This window comes from Myxococcus sp. CA039A (genome assembly GCF_013336645.1).
GTDB lineage: Bacteria > Myxococcota > Myxococcia > Myxococcales > Myxococcaceae > Myxococcus > Myxococcus llanfairpwllgwyngyllgogerychwyrndrobwllllantysiliogogogochensis.
The window spans coordinates 1-16,452 of record NZ_JABUMQ010000077.1 but is presented as its reverse complement, the minus strand read 5'-3'; the positions used below and the strand labels follow the sequence as shown (position 1 = coordinate 16,452).

The window sequence follows — 16,452 nt, the reverse complement described above, 5'->3', positions numbered from 1 at the left end:
CATCCACACGAGCATTGTCGCGCCCGGAAGAACGCCCCCGCGAAGGGAAAAGCTCGACCCCGTCGAGAGGTGGATTCGAGCCTTTCGCCCAGCTTCAACGCTCGACTACTCCTTGTACGAGGGAGGAACCGGGCGCGGGTCGCACGCAATGCCTGGGCACCGCTTGTTCTCCGAGCAGCTCCCATCGCAGCACTGGTACTGACGCGGCGGGCACACGGGGGCCCCAGCATCCTCCTCCAACCGCGGCGGCTCGGAGCGGACGTTCGCCTCACTCGACGCGTCTGGAGTTGGCGGCGCGGACGCATCGCGCTTCAGCTCATCCCCGGGCCCCCTGCATCCCAGTCCGACCAGCACCACCCCCGCCACCATCCACCGCGACCACTGATTCGACTTCACGAACATCGGCATCCTCCGTGAGGCTGCGGCCACTCCGCCCATGACGCGGCGGCCCTCTCAAAAACAAGGGGCGGCCCCGGAAACCTCCCGGGACCGCCCCTCACATTTTCCGCTCCGACCTCATGGCGAGGCCGGACGAAGCACTAGCTCCTGCGACGACGGCGCAGCGCGAGCGCCAGCATGGCCAGGGCCGGCACCAGCGCACTGGTGGCACTGCCACCCGCCGCGCTGCAACCACCCTCGTCCGCCAGGTTCCGCACCGTCACCGCCACTTCGGCGGGCTCGCTCGAGCTCAGGTCATCCTTCGCCCGGACGCGGAAGAGCAGCACCGTGGTCTCCGACACCTCGGGGGCGACGAAGAACGCCTCCGCGGTATCCGAAGCCTGGAGCTGCACGGACGGACCCGCGACCTGCGTCCACTGCCACGTGATGTCATTGCCATCGGCGTCCTCGGCCGAGGCGCGCATCTTCACGCCCGAGCCTTCGTGCACCGTGTAGCTGCTCATCGTGGTAACCACCGGCGCGTGGTTGTCGCGCGTGACGGTGATGGTCACGATGCTCGCCGCGCTGGCCTGTCCATTGGCCGTCGCCACGAGGCTGAAGCGCAGGACGATGGACGCCCCCGTCACTTCCGGAGCGGTGAAGCGCGGGGAGCCGGTGTCCGCCCCCGTGAGCTCCACCGTCGGACCCTCGGTCTGGGTCCAGGCGAAGGTGATGTCCTCGCCGTCCTCATCCACTGCGCCGCCCAACAGCGTCACCGTGGAGCCCGAGCCAACCTGCCGGTCCCCACCGGCGTCCGCCACCGGAGCACGGTCCAGCTGGCGAACGGTGATGGTGATCTCCGCCTCGCTATCGGCGATGCCGTCCGTTGCGATCAGGCTGAACGTGAAGGCGGTGTCCGCCGTCACTTCCGGCACAGCGAACGTCGGAGTGGCGCTGGTCTCGTCATCCAACGCCACCGCCGGACCCGCGGTCTGGGTCCACGAGAAGCTCAGCTCCTCGCCGTCCGCATCCGTCGAATCGGACGCATCGAGCGTGACGCTGCCAGAACGCTCATCCACCGTCGTGGGGCCGCCGTCCTTCACGCGAGCCACGGCGACAGGGGGGTTGTTCACGTTGGCGACGAGGACCTGGACCACCTTGGGCTGGCTGGAGTCCGTGCCATCGCTCACCACGAGCTGGAACGTGAAGATGGTGTTCGCCGGAACCAGCGTGCTGAAGGTCGGCGTGGCCGTGTTCGCGCCGTTGAGCGTCACCGGCGGACCGCCAATCTGGGTCCACGCGTACGTCAGCGTGCTCTGCGCGGAGGCATCAGGATCGACGCTCCCCGTGCCGTTGAGGGTGATGACCCGGGGGGTCACCACACCACCAGCGCCCACGACGACCTCCGTCACCGTCTGGGACAGGCCCGCCTCGGCCACCGGCGCCACGTTGCAGGTCGGAGCCGTGCCCGTGCCGGTGAAGGTCTCCGCGACCAGCGAGTAGAACGGCGTCGTGTTGGTGATACCCGTGAGGCTGATGTTGGCGATATCCCAGCCATACGCGCCCACGCCACCGTCGGACGCGTGACGGAAGCGCACGCGCACCTGATGGCCCGCGAGGTCCTGCCCGAAGTTGGCCGTATACCGGACGAACGACGGGTAGCCCGCGCTCAGTTGAGCGAACCCCGGCCAGCCGCCCAGGTACGGATTCCCCTCGTCGATCAACGCGATGTTGGGATTCGCCGGGATGGGAGGCGTGAGGTAGAGGTACCAGCTCTCCCACGGCCCCTCGTCGACGGACAACTCGATGGCTCCACCATCGAAGTGGACCCAGGCCCCGCTCAGGTACGCCGACTCGAAGCTGAAGCGGTGGAAGAACGTCAGCGTGAAGTTCTGATTCGCCGCGACATTGAACAGCGGCGAGGTCAGCCGCTTGTCGAGCGAGGTCGCCTCGTTGGAGGTGTGCCAGTACCCGGTCGTGGCGTAGCCGTTGTCCCACATCGGACGGTAGTTGAAGGTCGAGGCCACCCACGGGGTGTTCTGCGCCTCGACGTAGTCCGTGTCCGACGTATTGGGCTTCTCGTCGTAGTTGACCTGGCTGCGGAACGCACGAAGGGTCGTGCCGTTCAGCAGGTTGTGCGGGAACGTCACGTCCACGCCCAGGAGCGCGAGCGCGCCCGAAGTCTGAGCGGGAGCCGCCGTCAGGGCGACAGCCACGCTCGCCGTCGCCGTCGCACCGCGAGCGATGTTGCCAAACGAGAGCGAGCTGCCGCTCGAGAAGGCGCCCACGACGCCCGGGCTCGAGCCGTTGAACGCCGCGGTGGCCGTCACCGCGCTCAGGTTCCCGGCGCCCGCGTTGCGCACCGTCACCTTGAGCAGGCCCGTCTCGCCGGCGTCCAGCACGCCGTCCTTGTCGCAGCCGACGCTCGAGTCATCCAGGGTGATGCTCACCACCTCGAGGGCATCGCCCGTCTGGTAGCTCTCCACGACACCGATGTGGTCCGCGCTGTTGCGGTCCGCGACGCGCGCACCGAAGCCGGCACCGCGCTTGGCGAAGGCGCTTACGAAGCGCTGGTAGTCGGCGGGATCGCTGGCGGCGGCGACAGACAGCAGCGCGTCACGCCCCTCCAGGAAGGTGGGGCTGACCGGCGTGGCCTTGTAGGCGGCCACCAGGTAGCGCTTCATCCGGTCCTGTGCCTCCTGGAACGGATGGGCGTTCAACAGGCTCGCGTAGCACTCCCACAACATCGAGGCCCAGACCTCGCCCGAGTTGTGGACCTCCGCGTTGTTCCCGCCCCCGTTGGTCGGGTGGGTGGTCGGAATGGCCGTGCCGTCCGCCATGTGGCGGAGCGTCAGGCCGTTCTTGGCCATGTTCGTGCTGTACGGAACGCGGCGGATGCCGAAGTAGTAGCCCTGGTTGCGACCACCGCTCTGGGTGTAGCCGGCCATGCCGTAGGTGCCCTGCCACTGGTTGTTGCCGGTCCGGGTCACGTCCTCGGCGCGCACCGACAACAGCATGGCGTGGAAGTCACCCCAGCCCTCGCCCATGGAGCCGCCCTGGTTGTTCGTCAGACCCGAGCCGTTACCGACGAGGCGGTTGGAGATGTAGTGCCCCCACTCGTGCGCGACGATCTCGTTGTCGAGCGTGCCATCGCGGTCGAGGTCCGCGTTGCGGCGGAGGCGGCCCTTGACAGGCGCCGTGGCCAGCGCCGTCCGCCAGGCGTCACCGTCCGGCTTGGTCACCAACAGCGAAGGGATGGTGATGGCGCGGTCGACAGCGGCGACACCACTGGCGCCCATGGGCCCCAGAGCACCCGCGGCGCTGTTGGTGATGAAGACGCCGATGGCGCCCGCGCGCTGGGCGTTGAGGACCTTGTAGGCGAAGGAGCAGGTGCCGCGCTCGATGAGCGCGATCTTACCGGTGAACGGCGTCGTGCCACCGTACGGGTCGGCGCCAGTGTCATTCGCGCAGCCAATCCGGTAGGCCAGCGTCGTCGCCTCGTCCGGCCCCGTGGGGGGCAGCGCGAAATCACCCTCGAGGTTGAAGACCGTCGGCCCGAAGGACGCGGTGTACGAGAGGTAGCCGCGCGCCAGGGGCGCCGGCTCGCTCACCGTGAGTTCCGCCACGCCGTCGAAGACGTACTGCTGCATGCGAGGACGGGCGCCGTCGGCCGGAGTCGCCATGTTGGCGTTGTTACGGCCACCGGAGTCCTGCGCCTCCACGCGAAGGCTGTCGTTCTCCAGGCCACCCCGCCCGAAGTTGCTCAACTGGGCGTTGCCGGAGGCCTCGTCGAAGCCCGCGTCGTAGAACCAGTCGTGCAGGAAGTTGGTGATGTAGAACAGGTTCACCACGGCGGCCAGACGCTGCGTCTGGTTCGCGGCGGGCGACTTCGTCAAATCGAACGTGTAGTCGAACCCGCGGCCCGCCGCGTCGCTCAGCGGCGCACGCAGGTCGAAGCCCGGCTGGAAGCCGTCGCCACCACCGAGGTCCGCGTACGCATCGACGTTGTTACCCGTCGTCACCGTCGCGTTCGCCGGCAGCCACGGGTCATTGCGGCTGAACGGGAAGTTCTGCAGCGTCACCAGGTTGGCCGGGATGTTCAGGGGCGCCTGATAGCCATCCGGGGTGCCCGTGGGGTGCGGCGTGGCCTCGGTGCCCTGGGGACCGTCGTAGGGCAGCTTGCTCGCCGGGTCCGCCCACACGCGGTAACTGAACTGCTCCGACACGGTCAGGTTGTGCTTGAGCAGCAGCGAACCGTCGCGCGCGTCGATGACGTAGGCGGTGTAGGAGGCGTCCGGGTTGCTCTCCGGGCCCGCGTTGACTTCCACGTAGTACGCCGGCACCAGGCCGTCGGGCATCGGGAAGAGGACCTTCTTCGAGCGCGGCGCCTCACCAAAGCCGTGCGTCGACAACTGGCGGGAGTCCACCGTGTAGTGGCTGTAGTCACCCTTCGCGCCCGCGGGCACCAGCGCCCGGGCGTCGAGCTGAGCGCCCGTCAGGTCCTGGAACGCGCGGGAGATGGCCTGCGGCGCCGAGACGCGGAAGGCCGACGCCTGGGCGTTCTTCTCGTCGTCCTGCTGACGCGGCTGCAGGTAGCCGGAGATGGCCACCAGCTGCTGGCTGGCGTCCATGACGACCTTGACCTCGTTGCGGAACACCTCGATGCCATTGACCCGGCGGCCGTAGGTCGCGACCACCGCGCCCTCGCCCCCCTTGGGCATGTGCACCTGGCGCAGCTCCGCGCTGTTCACCTCGGAGGCGTTCAGGCGGTACAGGTCCGCCACGCTCCGCAGGTGCTCACGCGCCGCGGTGTTCGCGCTGGCCTGCGTCAGCGGGCGCGAGGCCTTCGCCTGGGGACCCGCGCTCAGGGAGCGCTCACTGAAAACGAAGGTCGGTACGCCGAGACGACCTTCCACGCTGTTGATGCGCAGTCCGCGCTGGGACGCCGACGCGGCGGACTGAGGCAGGGAGCGATCCGCCGGCGTGAGGAGGAAGGCATCAACCGCGGCCTGCCTCGCATGAGCCTGCGGGGACCACATCAGCACGGCGAGCACGGCGCTCACCGTGCCCATCCAAAGACGCTTCATGAACGACGACCTCTTTCGGGTGGTGTTGAGGGCCCCACGCCGTCGGACGCCTGCTCGGCCAGGGCGTCCAGAGGTTAAGGATTATTTTGTTATCAACACAATAGCCCCCCCTTAACTCACCCGCCGTTCCCGCCAGCAAATCAAGAATAAACTTCTTTGCTTGCTGAAAATACGGAGAAGGCGTGCTTGCGGGAGGCAGTTGCGCGAGGGGGAAAGGCGTGCTTCAGCCGAACGGAGGGCGGGCGTTGTGGGAGATGACGAGGACCTCGTCCGGCCGGGCCTCGGCGCGCGCGTACGTGAGGAGCGCGGCGAGGCCATCCGAGTGCTTGGGTCCGGCCGTCTCCAGCACCACTTCCTCCCGGTGGGGGTGGAAGAGGTCGGCCTCGCCCAGGTTCTGCTCCATCCACCGCCGCCAGCCCGGCAGCGGGGCGCCCAGTGAGGGCTGCAGCCCCACCACGTCGTAGCCCTCCGGCGTGAAGGCCCGGTGCAGCCCCACCACCGTGGCGCCGGTGCCGAAGCCGCTCACCACCAGCCGCACGGAGGGATACGCCTCGCGCACGAAGTCGCGCAGCTCCGAGGCCCAGCCCTCCACGCAGCCCACGAGCGCGCCATTGGAGAGCTGGCGCGGCCAGCACCAGCCCTGTCGCTCGTAGCCCAGGGCCACCTCCCAGGCCTCGGAGAGCCGCCGCACGGTGCGCACCTCGCCACCGAACCCCTGCCCTCGCAGGTAGGCGGCGCCCGCCGTATCCGTGAGCGCGAGCACCGGCAGCCCGCGCTCCTTGCCCAGCGCGTCCAGCGCGAGCGAGGACGAGGAACCCGACAACTCCACCAGCCCGCAGGCTCCCTCGGGCATCGACTCCAGGTAGCGCGAAAACGTCAGGTACTTGAGCCCCCCGGAGGGAAGCTCTCCTCCCCACAGCACCACCGGCCCAGCGGGGGACAGCCGTGACAGGGGAAAGTGCATGGGCGGACCTCCCTCAGTTGAGGCCCGCGTGGACACCCGGGCCCACGGCTGAACCTCGGCACCCTCTTGCCCTGGCGGCCAGTCCCCCCCTGCTCCCGCTGTCTTCCCGTGGACCGCGAGGCTGCCCGTCCGCTGACCTGGGACACTCGTCAGCCCCCGGGGGCGATGCGAAAGGTCTCCTGGGGCACCCTCCTGTGCGATAGTCACAATCAGCGAATCGCATGTTGCGCAGGCTCCTTCCCACGCTCGTGGCCCTGGGTTGTGGGCTCCTCGCCCTCGGTTGGGGGCTGGTGAGCCTTCAACGCATCTTCACGCGCGAGCGCGAGGACGCGCACGAGCAGGTCCGCTCCCGCCGCGACGCCCTGGCGCACGCCGCCACGGAGACCCTGCGACAAATCCTGGCCCGCCAGCTCGAGGAGCAGATCGCCGCCATCCACGCCGCCGTGGACAACCCGCTGGCTCCGGGCGAGGGCTTCTACCTCCAGTTCCGCGGCCACCAGTTCCTGCCGCGCCTCATCCACCCCCTGCCGGGCCAGGACATGCCCGCGCGCGCCCTCTACGAGATGCTCTCGGACCACGTCCGGGGTGGCGCCGCCCTGGGAGGCACCTGGGAGCCCCGGCTCACGCGACTGCGCGCGGCCGAGGCCGCCCTCCTCGCGGGCCAGACGTCGCGCGCCACGGCGCTGGTGGAGGAGTTCCTGCGGCACCACACCCGCCAGACGCTGCCCGTCGAGCAGGAGCTGCCCTTCCTGTTGCTCGCGGTGGAGCACCTGCAGCGCGGCCCCGCCACCACGCCGCTCATCCGGGCCCTGCTGCGCGAGGGACTTCCTGAGGAGTTCGGCGGCATCAGCCGGGGGGCGGGGCTGCAACGCGACTTGCTGCGCGAGCGCTCCCACTTCTCGCAGGCCGACTTCGACTTCCTCCAGTCCCGCATCCTCCGGCTGAGCCGCGCGCTGGGAGAGCCCACGCGCGACTTCCTGGAGCGCTCGCGCGAGGCGGGCGCCGGCATGCTGGTGATGCCCCCGGAGCTGGTGGAGCCGACCCTGCTGGGAGAGCAGTGGTACGTGGAGCCTCGCGGAGAGGTGCTGTACGGCATCTCCGTGGACATCGCGGCGCTGCTGGTCCCCATCGCCCAGGACATGCGCACGCGCGGGCTCTTCGAGTCGGACGGACAGATGCGGCTGGTGGGGGGACGCTCGGCGATGCCGGCACGGGAGCTCATGCTGCTCGTGGAGCTGCCCGAGTGGGCGCGCGTGGAGGCCAACATCGAGGCGCGCTATGGCCTGAAGACGTTGCTGGTAGCCGTGTGCGGTGCGCTGGCGGCGGCCATCGTCGCGCTGGCGCTGGTGGCGCAGCAGCGCAAGTACCGCTTCCTGGAGCTCAAGAGCGACTTCGTGGCCACCGTCTCGCACGAGCTGCGCACGCCGCTGGCCTCCATCCGACTGCTCGGCGAGACGCTGGAGCGCAAGCTGACCCATGCGCCCGAGATGCGCGACTACCCGGCCCGCATCGTCCAGGCCGCCGACGGCCTCCACTTCCTGGTGGAGAACATCCTGTCGTTCAACCGCATCGACAAGGGCCGCTGGACGCTGCGCGCCTCACGCGTGCGCCTGGAGGAGCTGGTCAACCCGCTGCGGGACGACCTGGCGTCGGCCACCTCCGTGCCGGTGGAGCTGACCACCGACATGGACGACGCGGAGCTGGAGGCGGACCCGTCGCTCTTGCGCCTGCTGTTCTCCAACCTGGGCCGCAACGCGTGCGCCTACAACCAGCGCAGCCCCGTGCGCATCTCCGTCAGTGCCCGCGTGTTCGAAGGCCACGGCTGCACGATGCTCTTCCGCGACAACGGCGTGGGCATCCCCGAGTCCGAATGGGAGAACGTCTTCCAGGACTTCTATCGTTTGATGCCTCCCGGGCAGGAGGTCCACGGCAGCGGGCTAGGCTTGGCGCTGTGCCGGAAAATCATGAAGCTGCACCATGGCGATATCCAGGTGGCCTCCTCCACGCCCGAGGGGACCACGTTCGCGCTGACCTTCCACGAGCCGCGTCGATGACCACCTCCACCCCACCCTCCTCCACCCGTCCCACCATCCTCATCGTCGAGGACGATGCGCACCTGCGCGTAGGGCTCCGGGACAACCTGCTGGACGAGGGCTACGACGTCTCCGAGGCCCCGAGTACCCGCGACGCGGAGCCGCTCTTGCGTCAGCGCGAGTTCGACCTGCTCATCCTGGACGTGATGCTCCCGGGCGAAGACGGCTACAGCTTCTGTCGCCGCCTGCGCGCGCAAGGCGTCAAGAGCCTGGTGATGATGCTCACCGCGCGTTCGCTCGAGGACGACATCGTCCGGGGCTTCGACGCGGGGGCGCAGGACTACCTCACCAAGCCCTACCGGTTGAGGGAGCTGCTCGCGCGCGTGGGCGCGCTGGTGCGCCGTGCGGGCGTCGCGCCGACCCAGGTGTCGACGTTCGGCGGCTACACGCTGGACATGGGCCGCCGCACCGTGACGAAGCCGGACGGCGTGGGCGTGGAGCTGACGCGCACGGAGTTCGACCTGCTCGCCTATCTGCTGCGCCACCGCGAGCGCGCGTTGCCCCGAGGAGAAATCCTGGACGCGGTGTGGGGCCGCGACGTGGTGGTGGACCCGCGCACGGTGGACAACTTCGTCTCCAGCCTGAAGAAGAAGCTCGGCTGGACGAGCGCGTCGGGCTTCACCATCCACACCCTTCGCGGGGTGGGCTACCGGATGGAGGTCTCCGCCTCATGACCGAACCGTGACGAAGAGATGGCCAGCCTCCGGCCATCCCACGTCGTGGACTCCGTAGGTTGAGTCCTGCGTGGACGGGGCGCTCCAAGCCAACTGCCCACGCCGGAGAACCACCGTGTGGTGCGGTGGACTCCGGGAGCGCCCGTCGGTGGGAGGAGGCTTCCGTGTTCAAGTCGGTCATCGAGCGGCAGCGAGCAGGGCGGTTGGGCCTGGGGTTGTGGTGGTCCGTGGCCGTCCACGCGGGGTTGTTCGGCGCGGTACTCGTCATCTCCGCCCGTCCCGCGGAGCTTCCCCCGGAGCCCGAGAAGGACCCCATCCTCACGCTGTACCAGGGTAGGCAGGTGGCCAAGGGGTACACGGCCCCGACCCAGCCGAAGCAGGCCGTGCAGCCGAAGCGGACCAAGCCCAAGCGCACCACGATGCCCACGCAGATCAACCCGCTTCCGGCGGACCCTCAGCCGGTCGAGCCGGAGCCGGCGGCGAACCCCTCGGATACCGACGAGGTGGTGCCTCCGGGTGATGGTGTGCCGGGGGGCCACCCGGACGGAGATCCGACCAGCAACATCACCGGCGTGGCATTCATCCCTGGCCTGCCGAATGGCGTCGGCGACGGCACGGGCGAAGAGGTGCTCCCGTTCGGACAGGGCATGACGCAGCCCGTGCTCATGGGAGGCCCTCCGCTCGAGTACACCGAGCAGGCCCGCATGGCCCGCGTGGAGGGGACCGTCATCGCCAAGTGCGTCGTGACCCGCGAGGGAGACGTGCGCGACTGCCGCATCATCAAGGGCCTGGCGCACATGGACGAGGAGGTGCTGGATGCACTGCACCACCGGCGCTACAGCCCGGTGACCTTCCAGGGGCGCCCGCAGAGCGTCTCCTACGTCTTCACCCTCCGCTTCAAGCTGCCTCGCTGACCTGGGCTCGCCGCGCGTCCGTCACAAGTCGTAGCCTCCCACGGCGGACGCCGGCACCAGGACGTGTTTGAGCACATACGCCTTGAGGCGCTGCCGGACGTCCTCGTCCAAGGTGAGGACGACCTGGGGGTGGATTCGAGCCCCCACCTCGAAGAGCACCGCCTGCATCAGCATGCCGTCATCGGTGATGGAGGCCAGGCGGTCCAGCGTGGGGTCGGAGCGCTCCGTCTCGCCCTTCTGCTTCTGACCCGCGTGGACGATGAGCGCCGAGCCCAGGCATTCCATCTCCTCCACCGTCGTGTAGTGCTCCTTCTCGGTGCCGGTCATCTCCTGACGGTGCGCGGGCTCGCCCAGCCACAGCGCCTTGCAGTTGGCGAAGGCGAGCCAGGACGGGTCGTGGTCCGGATCGAACTGGACGGTGACGCCCTGGCCGGCCCGCTCGGCGTAGCCTCGGGGGACGATGGCATCCTCACGGACGACGAGCCCCAGTCCGGCGTTGGCGCGGAAGAACTGCCGGATGATGGGGTAGCGCGGGTTGAGGACCAGGCACCACGCCCAGGAGTCCAGGGCCTCATCGAAGCGCCCCAGCCGCGCGAACGCGTTGCCCAGGAAGAACCACGAGCGGTGGTCATTCGGGTTGATGCGGGTCGCCTTCTGGTAGTGCTCCAGCGCGGTGGCCGCGTCGCCCGCGAAGTACGCCGCGTCTCCCCGGAAGTTCCACGCGAGATAGCAGTCCGGGCACACGCGCGTGGCCTGCTCGTACAGCTTCGCCGCCTCCGCGTAGCGCTTCGCCTGGAAGTGAGGCTCCGCCTCGTCGAGCAACGCCCGCGCCTCCGGGTGCTCGGGCCAGTCGAGGATGACGAACTCGCCCTGCTCCGTCACCACGCGAGGGGCCTCGCGCGAGGGCACCCGCTGCGGCCAGAGCTGATCCGCCCAGCCCCCGGGAGGCGAGTCCTTTCCCTCGATGTTGTACGACACCGGGGACGCCTCCATCCGCTTCACGATCTCCGCGGGATTGAGGAACGGAGGCTTGTCCGGCGCCTTCACCTCCGCGTCCGTCCCCGAGGTGAGCGCGGTTTTTTGCGTCGAAGCGCAGCCGGCCACGAGCACGAAGCAGAGGACGACGAGGGGGCGGCGCACGGGAGGCCCTTTCGGTGAGCGGTCGCGCCCAGTCTATGCCGCCCTCGTGCCCCGCTTGCCCACTCGTGAACGATTGAGCGCCTTCTCCCCTGGGGTGCCGCCGCCCCTGGCGCAGGCCAACTCGTTTTACAATGATGTCGGAGAGCGCCTGATTTCGAGCCACTGCGGTGACGCATCCGTTGCATTCACGAAGCGGGGAGGCAGGTCATGGAGCGAAGCATCGCGAAGGCAATCGTCCTGGTGAGCCTGGTGGCCTGGGGCTGCGGCGGTGGACCCGAGCCGCTGGAGGCCGACGTCACCGCTTCGCGATGCGGGACGGAGGAGCCCTCGGAGGAGACGCTGACACGGGTGGCCCAGGAGTCGAACCGAGGCGGCGTGAGCGCGATGCGGCTGCCGGGCTCGGTGCGGGTGCCGACCTATGTACACGTCATTCGCCGGGGCACGGGCGTCGCCAATGGGGACGTCCCGCTGGCGACGATTCTCGCGCAGCTCGAAGTCCTGCGTGCGGCCTATGGCGCCACGCCCTTCTGGTTCGACCTGATGTCGGTGACGCGGACGACGAACGCCACCTGGTACGTGATGGCACCCGGCAGCGCGGCGGAAGCGGCTGCGAAGAACGCGCTGCACCAGGGTGGTAAGGAGTCCCTGAACCTGTACCTGGCGAATCCAGGGGGCGGCCTCCTCGCGTGGGCCACGTTTCCGTGGGGTGTCGCCGGTACGCCGCTCAGTGACGGCGTCGTGTTGTTGAATGCGGTGCTGCCCGGGGGCACCGCGTCGCCGTACGCCCTCGGAGATACGGCCGTGCACGAGGTGGGTCACTGGCTGGGCCTGCTGCACACCATGGCGGGCTGCACGACGGACGACGGCGTGAGCGACACGTCTCGATCCAAGCCGACGTACACGTGCGTGGTGGGTGGCGACTCGTGTCCGACCGACATGGGGCTCGACCCGGTCCGAAACTACATGGGCTACGTCGATGACGCGTGCATGTCCGAGTTCACCCCGGGCCAGTCGGCGCGCATGGACTCGATGGCGCTCATGTATCGCTGACACAGGGCTCCCGGGCCCCAAAGCACGCGCGTATCGGGGACTCGCCTGACTCAGCGATGAGCCAGCTCAGGCTCCGCTCTCAGCTGAGGCACCGCTCGCAGCTCCGTCACTCCGCCCTCGGCGAGGGGCTTCATCCGCGTCGTGGCGGTCAGCTCCGCGAGGAGGCTCACCGCCTCGCGTGCCGCGGCCTCCGGGCGCACGCTGGTATCGGAGATGCCCGCGATGAGCCGGGTGATGTCGTGGTCCGCCCTGCCCTGTCGCCCCCAGGTGGTCGCGGAGGGCGCCGTCAGGTACGCGGAGAAGGCATGGTGCCCTGAGCCCGGCCGCTCGCCGATGACGTGGATGAGTGCTCGTGGCGCGCGTTCTTCCGCGTCACCGAACAACAACTCGCCCACCTGATACCCGGCTCGCACGCGCCCGTGCTTCAGCACCAGGTGCTCCGGTGCCACCTTCCACCCCGCCGCGTCCAGCTCACGCCTCAGCTCCGTCAGGAACGGGTGCAGGTGCCCCTCATCCATCAGCGAGCGTGCATCCAGTCCGTCCGAGATGAGTATCTGCGCATCCCAGCGGCCCTCGTGCCTCAGCCGCAGCATCCGGACCGCCAGCTCGGAGGCCGAGTCCAGCCGCTCTCCCGACGGCGGATGCAGGATGTAGTCGCGACGGTCCTCCGCGCACGTGCGCAACATCACCGCCTCGGGAATCCCCGCCACCACCGAGTCCGTCAGCTCCGACCAGAGCCCCACCTTCGCGTCTTCGTACAGGGCACGCAGCTCTCGCTCCAGCGACGGCTCCAGCTCCCACGGCGTCTCGCCATGTCCCACGGCCAGCGGAACGCCCCGCTCACGCACCGCCGCCATCTCCGAGCGCGCCTCCTCCAGGATGCTCGCGTCCGAGCGCTCATCCCCCTTGCGGCGGCGATATTGGAGATAGACCCAGGCCGGGTCTCCGAAGTGCTCGGTGGGTCGCCCCGCTTCATCGATGACCCCGAGCGACTGGAAGAAGGCCCACATCCGGTCGTCGACCTTGAGGCCCCGCTTCTCGCGCAGCCGCACGTGGTCCTGGAAGCTCGTCGTCAGGTAGCTGAGCATCGGGTCATTGCGCGTGGGCAACGCCATCAGATAACCGGGCGCGGCCTCCACCACCTGCTCCAGACACCAGGTCAGGTCGTCCAGCGACACGTCCATGTGCAACGTCGAGCACACATCCAGGCCAATCATCAGCCCGTGCAGCTTGCCCATGACGATGTCCTCCAGGCAGCAGCGCACGAGCTGCTCCCGGGTGCGGAACACCTCCGGACCGATGAACCCCGCCACGTCATTCACATGAACCCACGGCGCGGGCGTCCGTCCCGCTCCGAGCTGCGCCAGCGACACCCGCGCCTTCAGCGCCCGGGCGAAGCCGTACTTGCGGGACTCATGCACCAGCATGTCACAACCGAAGTGGTGCCCGTTCGTCGCGTCCGCGCCCTGCCCCGTCTCGAAGTAGAGCCCGTATCGCCCCGTCCGGCTCGCCGCATGCTCCGCCATCTTCTCCAGCGTGACGTCGAAGGTCCGATTCGCCGCCTCGTTGCCCGCAAGGCTCTGGAACCAGATGCCCGTGGTGCCAGGCCGCAGCGCCTCCACCTTCGCCTGCACGTCGATGTGCGAGAGCACGCAGTGAGGCATCACCTCCGTCAGTCCGAAGGTGACGAGGAGGTCGTGCAGCGCCGCCTCCACCGCCGCCACGGACTCCGGCGCGGAAGACACGGGATTCGTCCCGAGCACCACATCGCCCACCGCGAAGGACCAGCCGTTGAACACCTGCCAGCGGATGTCGTCCGGGTGGTCCGTGGGCGAGTTCGGCTGGAGCCGCGCACCCAGATATCCCTTCGCGCCCAGGTTGCTGCCCGGCAACGGATGGAAGATGCGCGAGCCCACTGCCTTGAGCTCCGCGTCGCTCATCAGCTTCACGACACACGCGATGACGTCGCTGCCCAGGCCCCCCAGGATGCCTCGGACATCCGCCTCGTCGGCCGAGAGCAGGTACGCCTTGAGCTGCCCCAGCGTCCAGTCCTCCAACCGCTGGAGCTCCTCGACATCCAGGGCCTCCATCATGAAGGCGTGGAGCCGGTCCTCGAAGGGAGGGTGCGAATGCAGGTCGCCCAGCCGCGTGCGAGCCAGCAGCGCACGGGCATTCGCCCGGGAGTCCTCGTCGGCAGCGGCGATGCCGAGGGCCTCGTCACCCTCCTTGAACGCATTGGCTGCGCCGAGAATCCGCTGGAAGAGACGCGAGTCGAATGAACCTTGAACCCGATGGATGTAGCCGAACACGTCCTCACCTGTGAGGACGTCACGGAGACTGACGCTCATGGCGCGAGACAATGTATCCGGCGTTTCATTCCGGAAGCCATGCCCGCACCGCGCTGTCCGCTGGATGACGCCTGGGTGCTCGCCCGGCGGTCGGTCGGGAGCGGGGACTGCCTCACTCGTCCAGCAGGCTCGACCAGAAGCCCACCATCCGGACCACGTCCGCCGCCCCCGCCTTCCGGTCCACCTCCGCATGGCTGATGAGCGGCGTGGAGAGCTGGTGCACCTCCGTGTAGGGGCGCAATGAGTCCGCCAGCAGCACGGACTCCATGGCTGGAATCACCGTGTCCCCCGCGCCATGGAGCAGATACACGGGCGAGGCAGGCGCGGGAGACCTCCCCGGCGACATCGACGGGTCCGCGGCGAAGTCCCGGACGAGCGGCAGCAGCAGGGGCCCCAGCGCCGCCACGTTCCGCGTATTCACGTACCCCATCAGCTTCGACGCCGGCTCGGGCATGCGGGTCTCCAGCACCCGCGCGTGGGCGAAGGTCACTTCCGCCAGCTTCTGGTCCTTCTGCGTCTGGTGTGAAGCGCGCAGGAAGGTCCGGATGCCCTCGCGCAGGGGCTCCACCTGCTCCGGTGGCACCAGTCGGTCCGCGACGTTGAGCAGGATGATGACCACGCCATAGTCATGCGGCGCCAGATGGGAACCGTCCGGCAACACCCCGCTGCACAGGAAGGCCAGCACCCGGGGCAGGTCTCCATGTCCTCCGAAAGAGAGCGTGGAGGCGACCTTGTCTCGCAACGCGGGCCGCCCCGCCGCCACCACGGAGAGCCCTCCCGCGAAGCTGATGCCGAACAGGTCCACCTTCCCGCCAGGCGCCAGGTCCTCGCGGGCGGCGGTCCACAGGGCCGCGTCCTCGATGATGTCGGGAAGGCGCGCGGTGATTTCGTAGCGCAGGAGGTCCGGCGGCTCGGGGGTGAGGACCGTCTGCCCGCCCGTGGCCAGGTCTTTGGCCAGCTTCACCAGCCGGGGCTCGTCGATGCCGTCGGCATGGACGCCCGAGGTCAACACCACCGTGCGCCCTCGGACCTCCCGTGGCCGATACAGCCGCGCACGCACGTCCCCGTGGCGCGTGGGGACAGTCAGCTCGCTGACCTCGAAGGGCCCGGTGCGCCATCGGGCCACGACCTCTGGAACCGAGCCCTCCATCCCCGCGGCGCGAACGACGAACGACAGGCCGCGCAGCCAGTCCATGCCCACCAGCACCACGCCCACCAGCACCACGACCAGGCCAAGGCCCAGGTTCCGCCGCGTCGCCCTCTTCATGGAAAGAGGTGCTCCACGAAGGTGCACAGGCGCTCGCGCTCGAAGGGCTTCTCCAACAGCCCTCTCGAATGGCGGCCCACGAACTCGCGCGCCTGCGCGGTGAAGGCCCCACCCGTCATCAATCCCGTGCGCAGCACCAGCTCGGGCGCCAGTCGCTCCAGCTCCACCACGAAGTCCATTCCGCTCATGCCCGGCATCATCAAGTCACACAGGATGGCATCGAATCGCTCGCCCGTGGACAGCCGTCGCAACGCCTCGCGTGCGTCCTGCACCGCGTGGACCTCATACACGTCGCGCACCAGCCGGCTCACCGAGTTGCCCACGGACGGCTCGTCATCGATGAGCAGGAGCCTGCGGCGGACCAACGACGGCACCACCGCGCCGAGCACCGGCGATTCGGGCGCGGCGACCGTTCCGACCGAGAGCGCCGGCAACACCACGCGGAAGGTGCTTCCCCAATCCTGCGCGCTGCTCACCTCGATACGGCCCCCCATGGCCTGTACCAGCGTGAGACAGATGGACAGGCCCAGCCCCGTC

Annotated in this window: 11 protein-coding genes; 4 read left to right on the top strand and 7 right to left on the bottom strand. The window is 69.0% G+C overall.

Annotated features, from left to right (window positions below):
* Positions 1-105: 105 nt before the first annotated feature.
* The 3 genes from HR086_RS15135 to HR086_RS15125 form a co-directional block, all read right to left on the bottom strand.
* A complete protein-coding gene (locus HR086_RS15135; protein ID WP_174465976.1) occupies positions 106-402 on the bottom strand; it encodes a hypothetical protein in 297 nt (98 codons plus the stop codon).
* A 137-nt stretch (positions 403-539) separates the two neighbouring features.
* Positions 540-5,465: a myxosortase-dependent M36 family metallopeptidase gene (locus HR086_RS15130; RefSeq protein ID WP_174465975.1), complete on the bottom strand. Its 4,926-nt coding sequence runs from the start codon at positions 5,463-5,465 to the stop codon at positions 540-542.
* A gap of 223 nt (positions 5,466-5,688) precedes the next feature.
* Positions 5,689-6,429 carry a hypothetical protein gene (locus tag HR086_RS15125; RefSeq protein WP_141647745.1) on the bottom strand — a complete coding sequence of 247 codons (741 nt, stop codon included), beginning with the start codon at positions 6,427-6,429 and terminating at the stop codon, positions 5,689-5,691.
* A 221-nt stretch (positions 6,430-6,650) separates the two neighbouring features.
* Between HR086_RS15125 and HR086_RS15120 the strand changes: the two genes are divergently transcribed.
* The 3 genes from HR086_RS15120 to HR086_RS15110 all read left to right on the top strand — a co-directional run bounded on the left by HR086_RS15120 (position 6,651) and on the right by HR086_RS15110 (position 10,110).
* Positions 6,651-8,483 carry a HAMP domain-containing sensor histidine kinase gene (locus HR086_RS15120; RefSeq protein WP_141647746.1) on the top strand — a complete coding sequence of 611 codons (1,833 nt, stop codon included), beginning with the start codon at positions 6,651-6,653 and terminating at the stop codon, positions 8,481-8,483.
* Positions 8,480-9,196 carry a response regulator transcription factor gene (locus tag HR086_RS15115; protein ID WP_174455047.1) on the top strand — a complete coding sequence of 239 codons (717 nt, stop codon included), beginning with the start codon at positions 8,480-8,482 and terminating at the stop codon, positions 9,194-9,196. Before HR086_RS15120 ends, HR086_RS15115 begins: the two co-directional genes overlap by 4 nt.
* A 164-nt stretch (positions 9,197-9,360) precedes the next feature.
* Complete coding sequence (locus HR086_RS15110; protein ID WP_174455046.1) at positions 9,361-10,110, top strand: energy transducer TonB; 750 nt, start codon at positions 9,361-9,363, stop codon at positions 10,108-10,110.
* Between the two features lie 21 nt (positions 10,111-10,131).
* Here HR086_RS15110 and HR086_RS15105 read toward each other — a convergent pair whose 3' ends face one another.
* Positions 10,132-11,250, bottom strand: coding sequence for a tetratricopeptide repeat protein (locus HR086_RS15105; protein WP_174465974.1), 1,119 nt, complete (start codon positions 11,248-11,250; stop codon positions 10,132-10,134).
* Positions 11,251-11,457: 207 nt separating this feature from the next.
* Between HR086_RS15105 and HR086_RS15100 the strand changes: the two genes are divergently transcribed.
* Positions 11,458-12,300, top strand: coding sequence for a zinc metalloprotease (locus HR086_RS15100; RefSeq protein ID WP_174455044.1), 843 nt, complete (start codon positions 11,458-11,460; stop codon positions 12,298-12,300).
* 50 nt (positions 12,301-12,350) lie between these two features.
* Here the strand turns inward: HR086_RS15100 and eutB are convergent, their stop codons facing one another.
* The 3 genes from eutB to HR086_RS15085 form a co-directional block, all read right to left on the bottom strand.
* Positions 12,351-14,648 (bottom strand): ethanolamine ammonia-lyase subunit EutB, encoded by a 2,298-nt coding sequence (gene eutB / locus HR086_RS15095; protein WP_174465973.1) that lies wholly within the window; start codon positions 14,646-14,648, stop codon positions 12,351-12,353.
* 112 nt (positions 14,649-14,760) lie between these two features.
* Positions 14,761-15,915 carry a hypothetical protein gene (locus tag HR086_RS15090; RefSeq protein ID WP_174465972.1) on the bottom strand — a complete coding sequence of 385 codons (1,155 nt, stop codon included), beginning with the start codon at positions 15,913-15,915 and terminating at the stop codon, positions 14,761-14,763.
* Positions 15,912-16,452: response regulator (locus HR086_RS15085; protein ID WP_174465971.1), on the bottom strand; the 541-nt coding region annotated here is incomplete at its 5' end. The genes HR086_RS15090 and HR086_RS15085, both read right to left, overlap by 4 nt.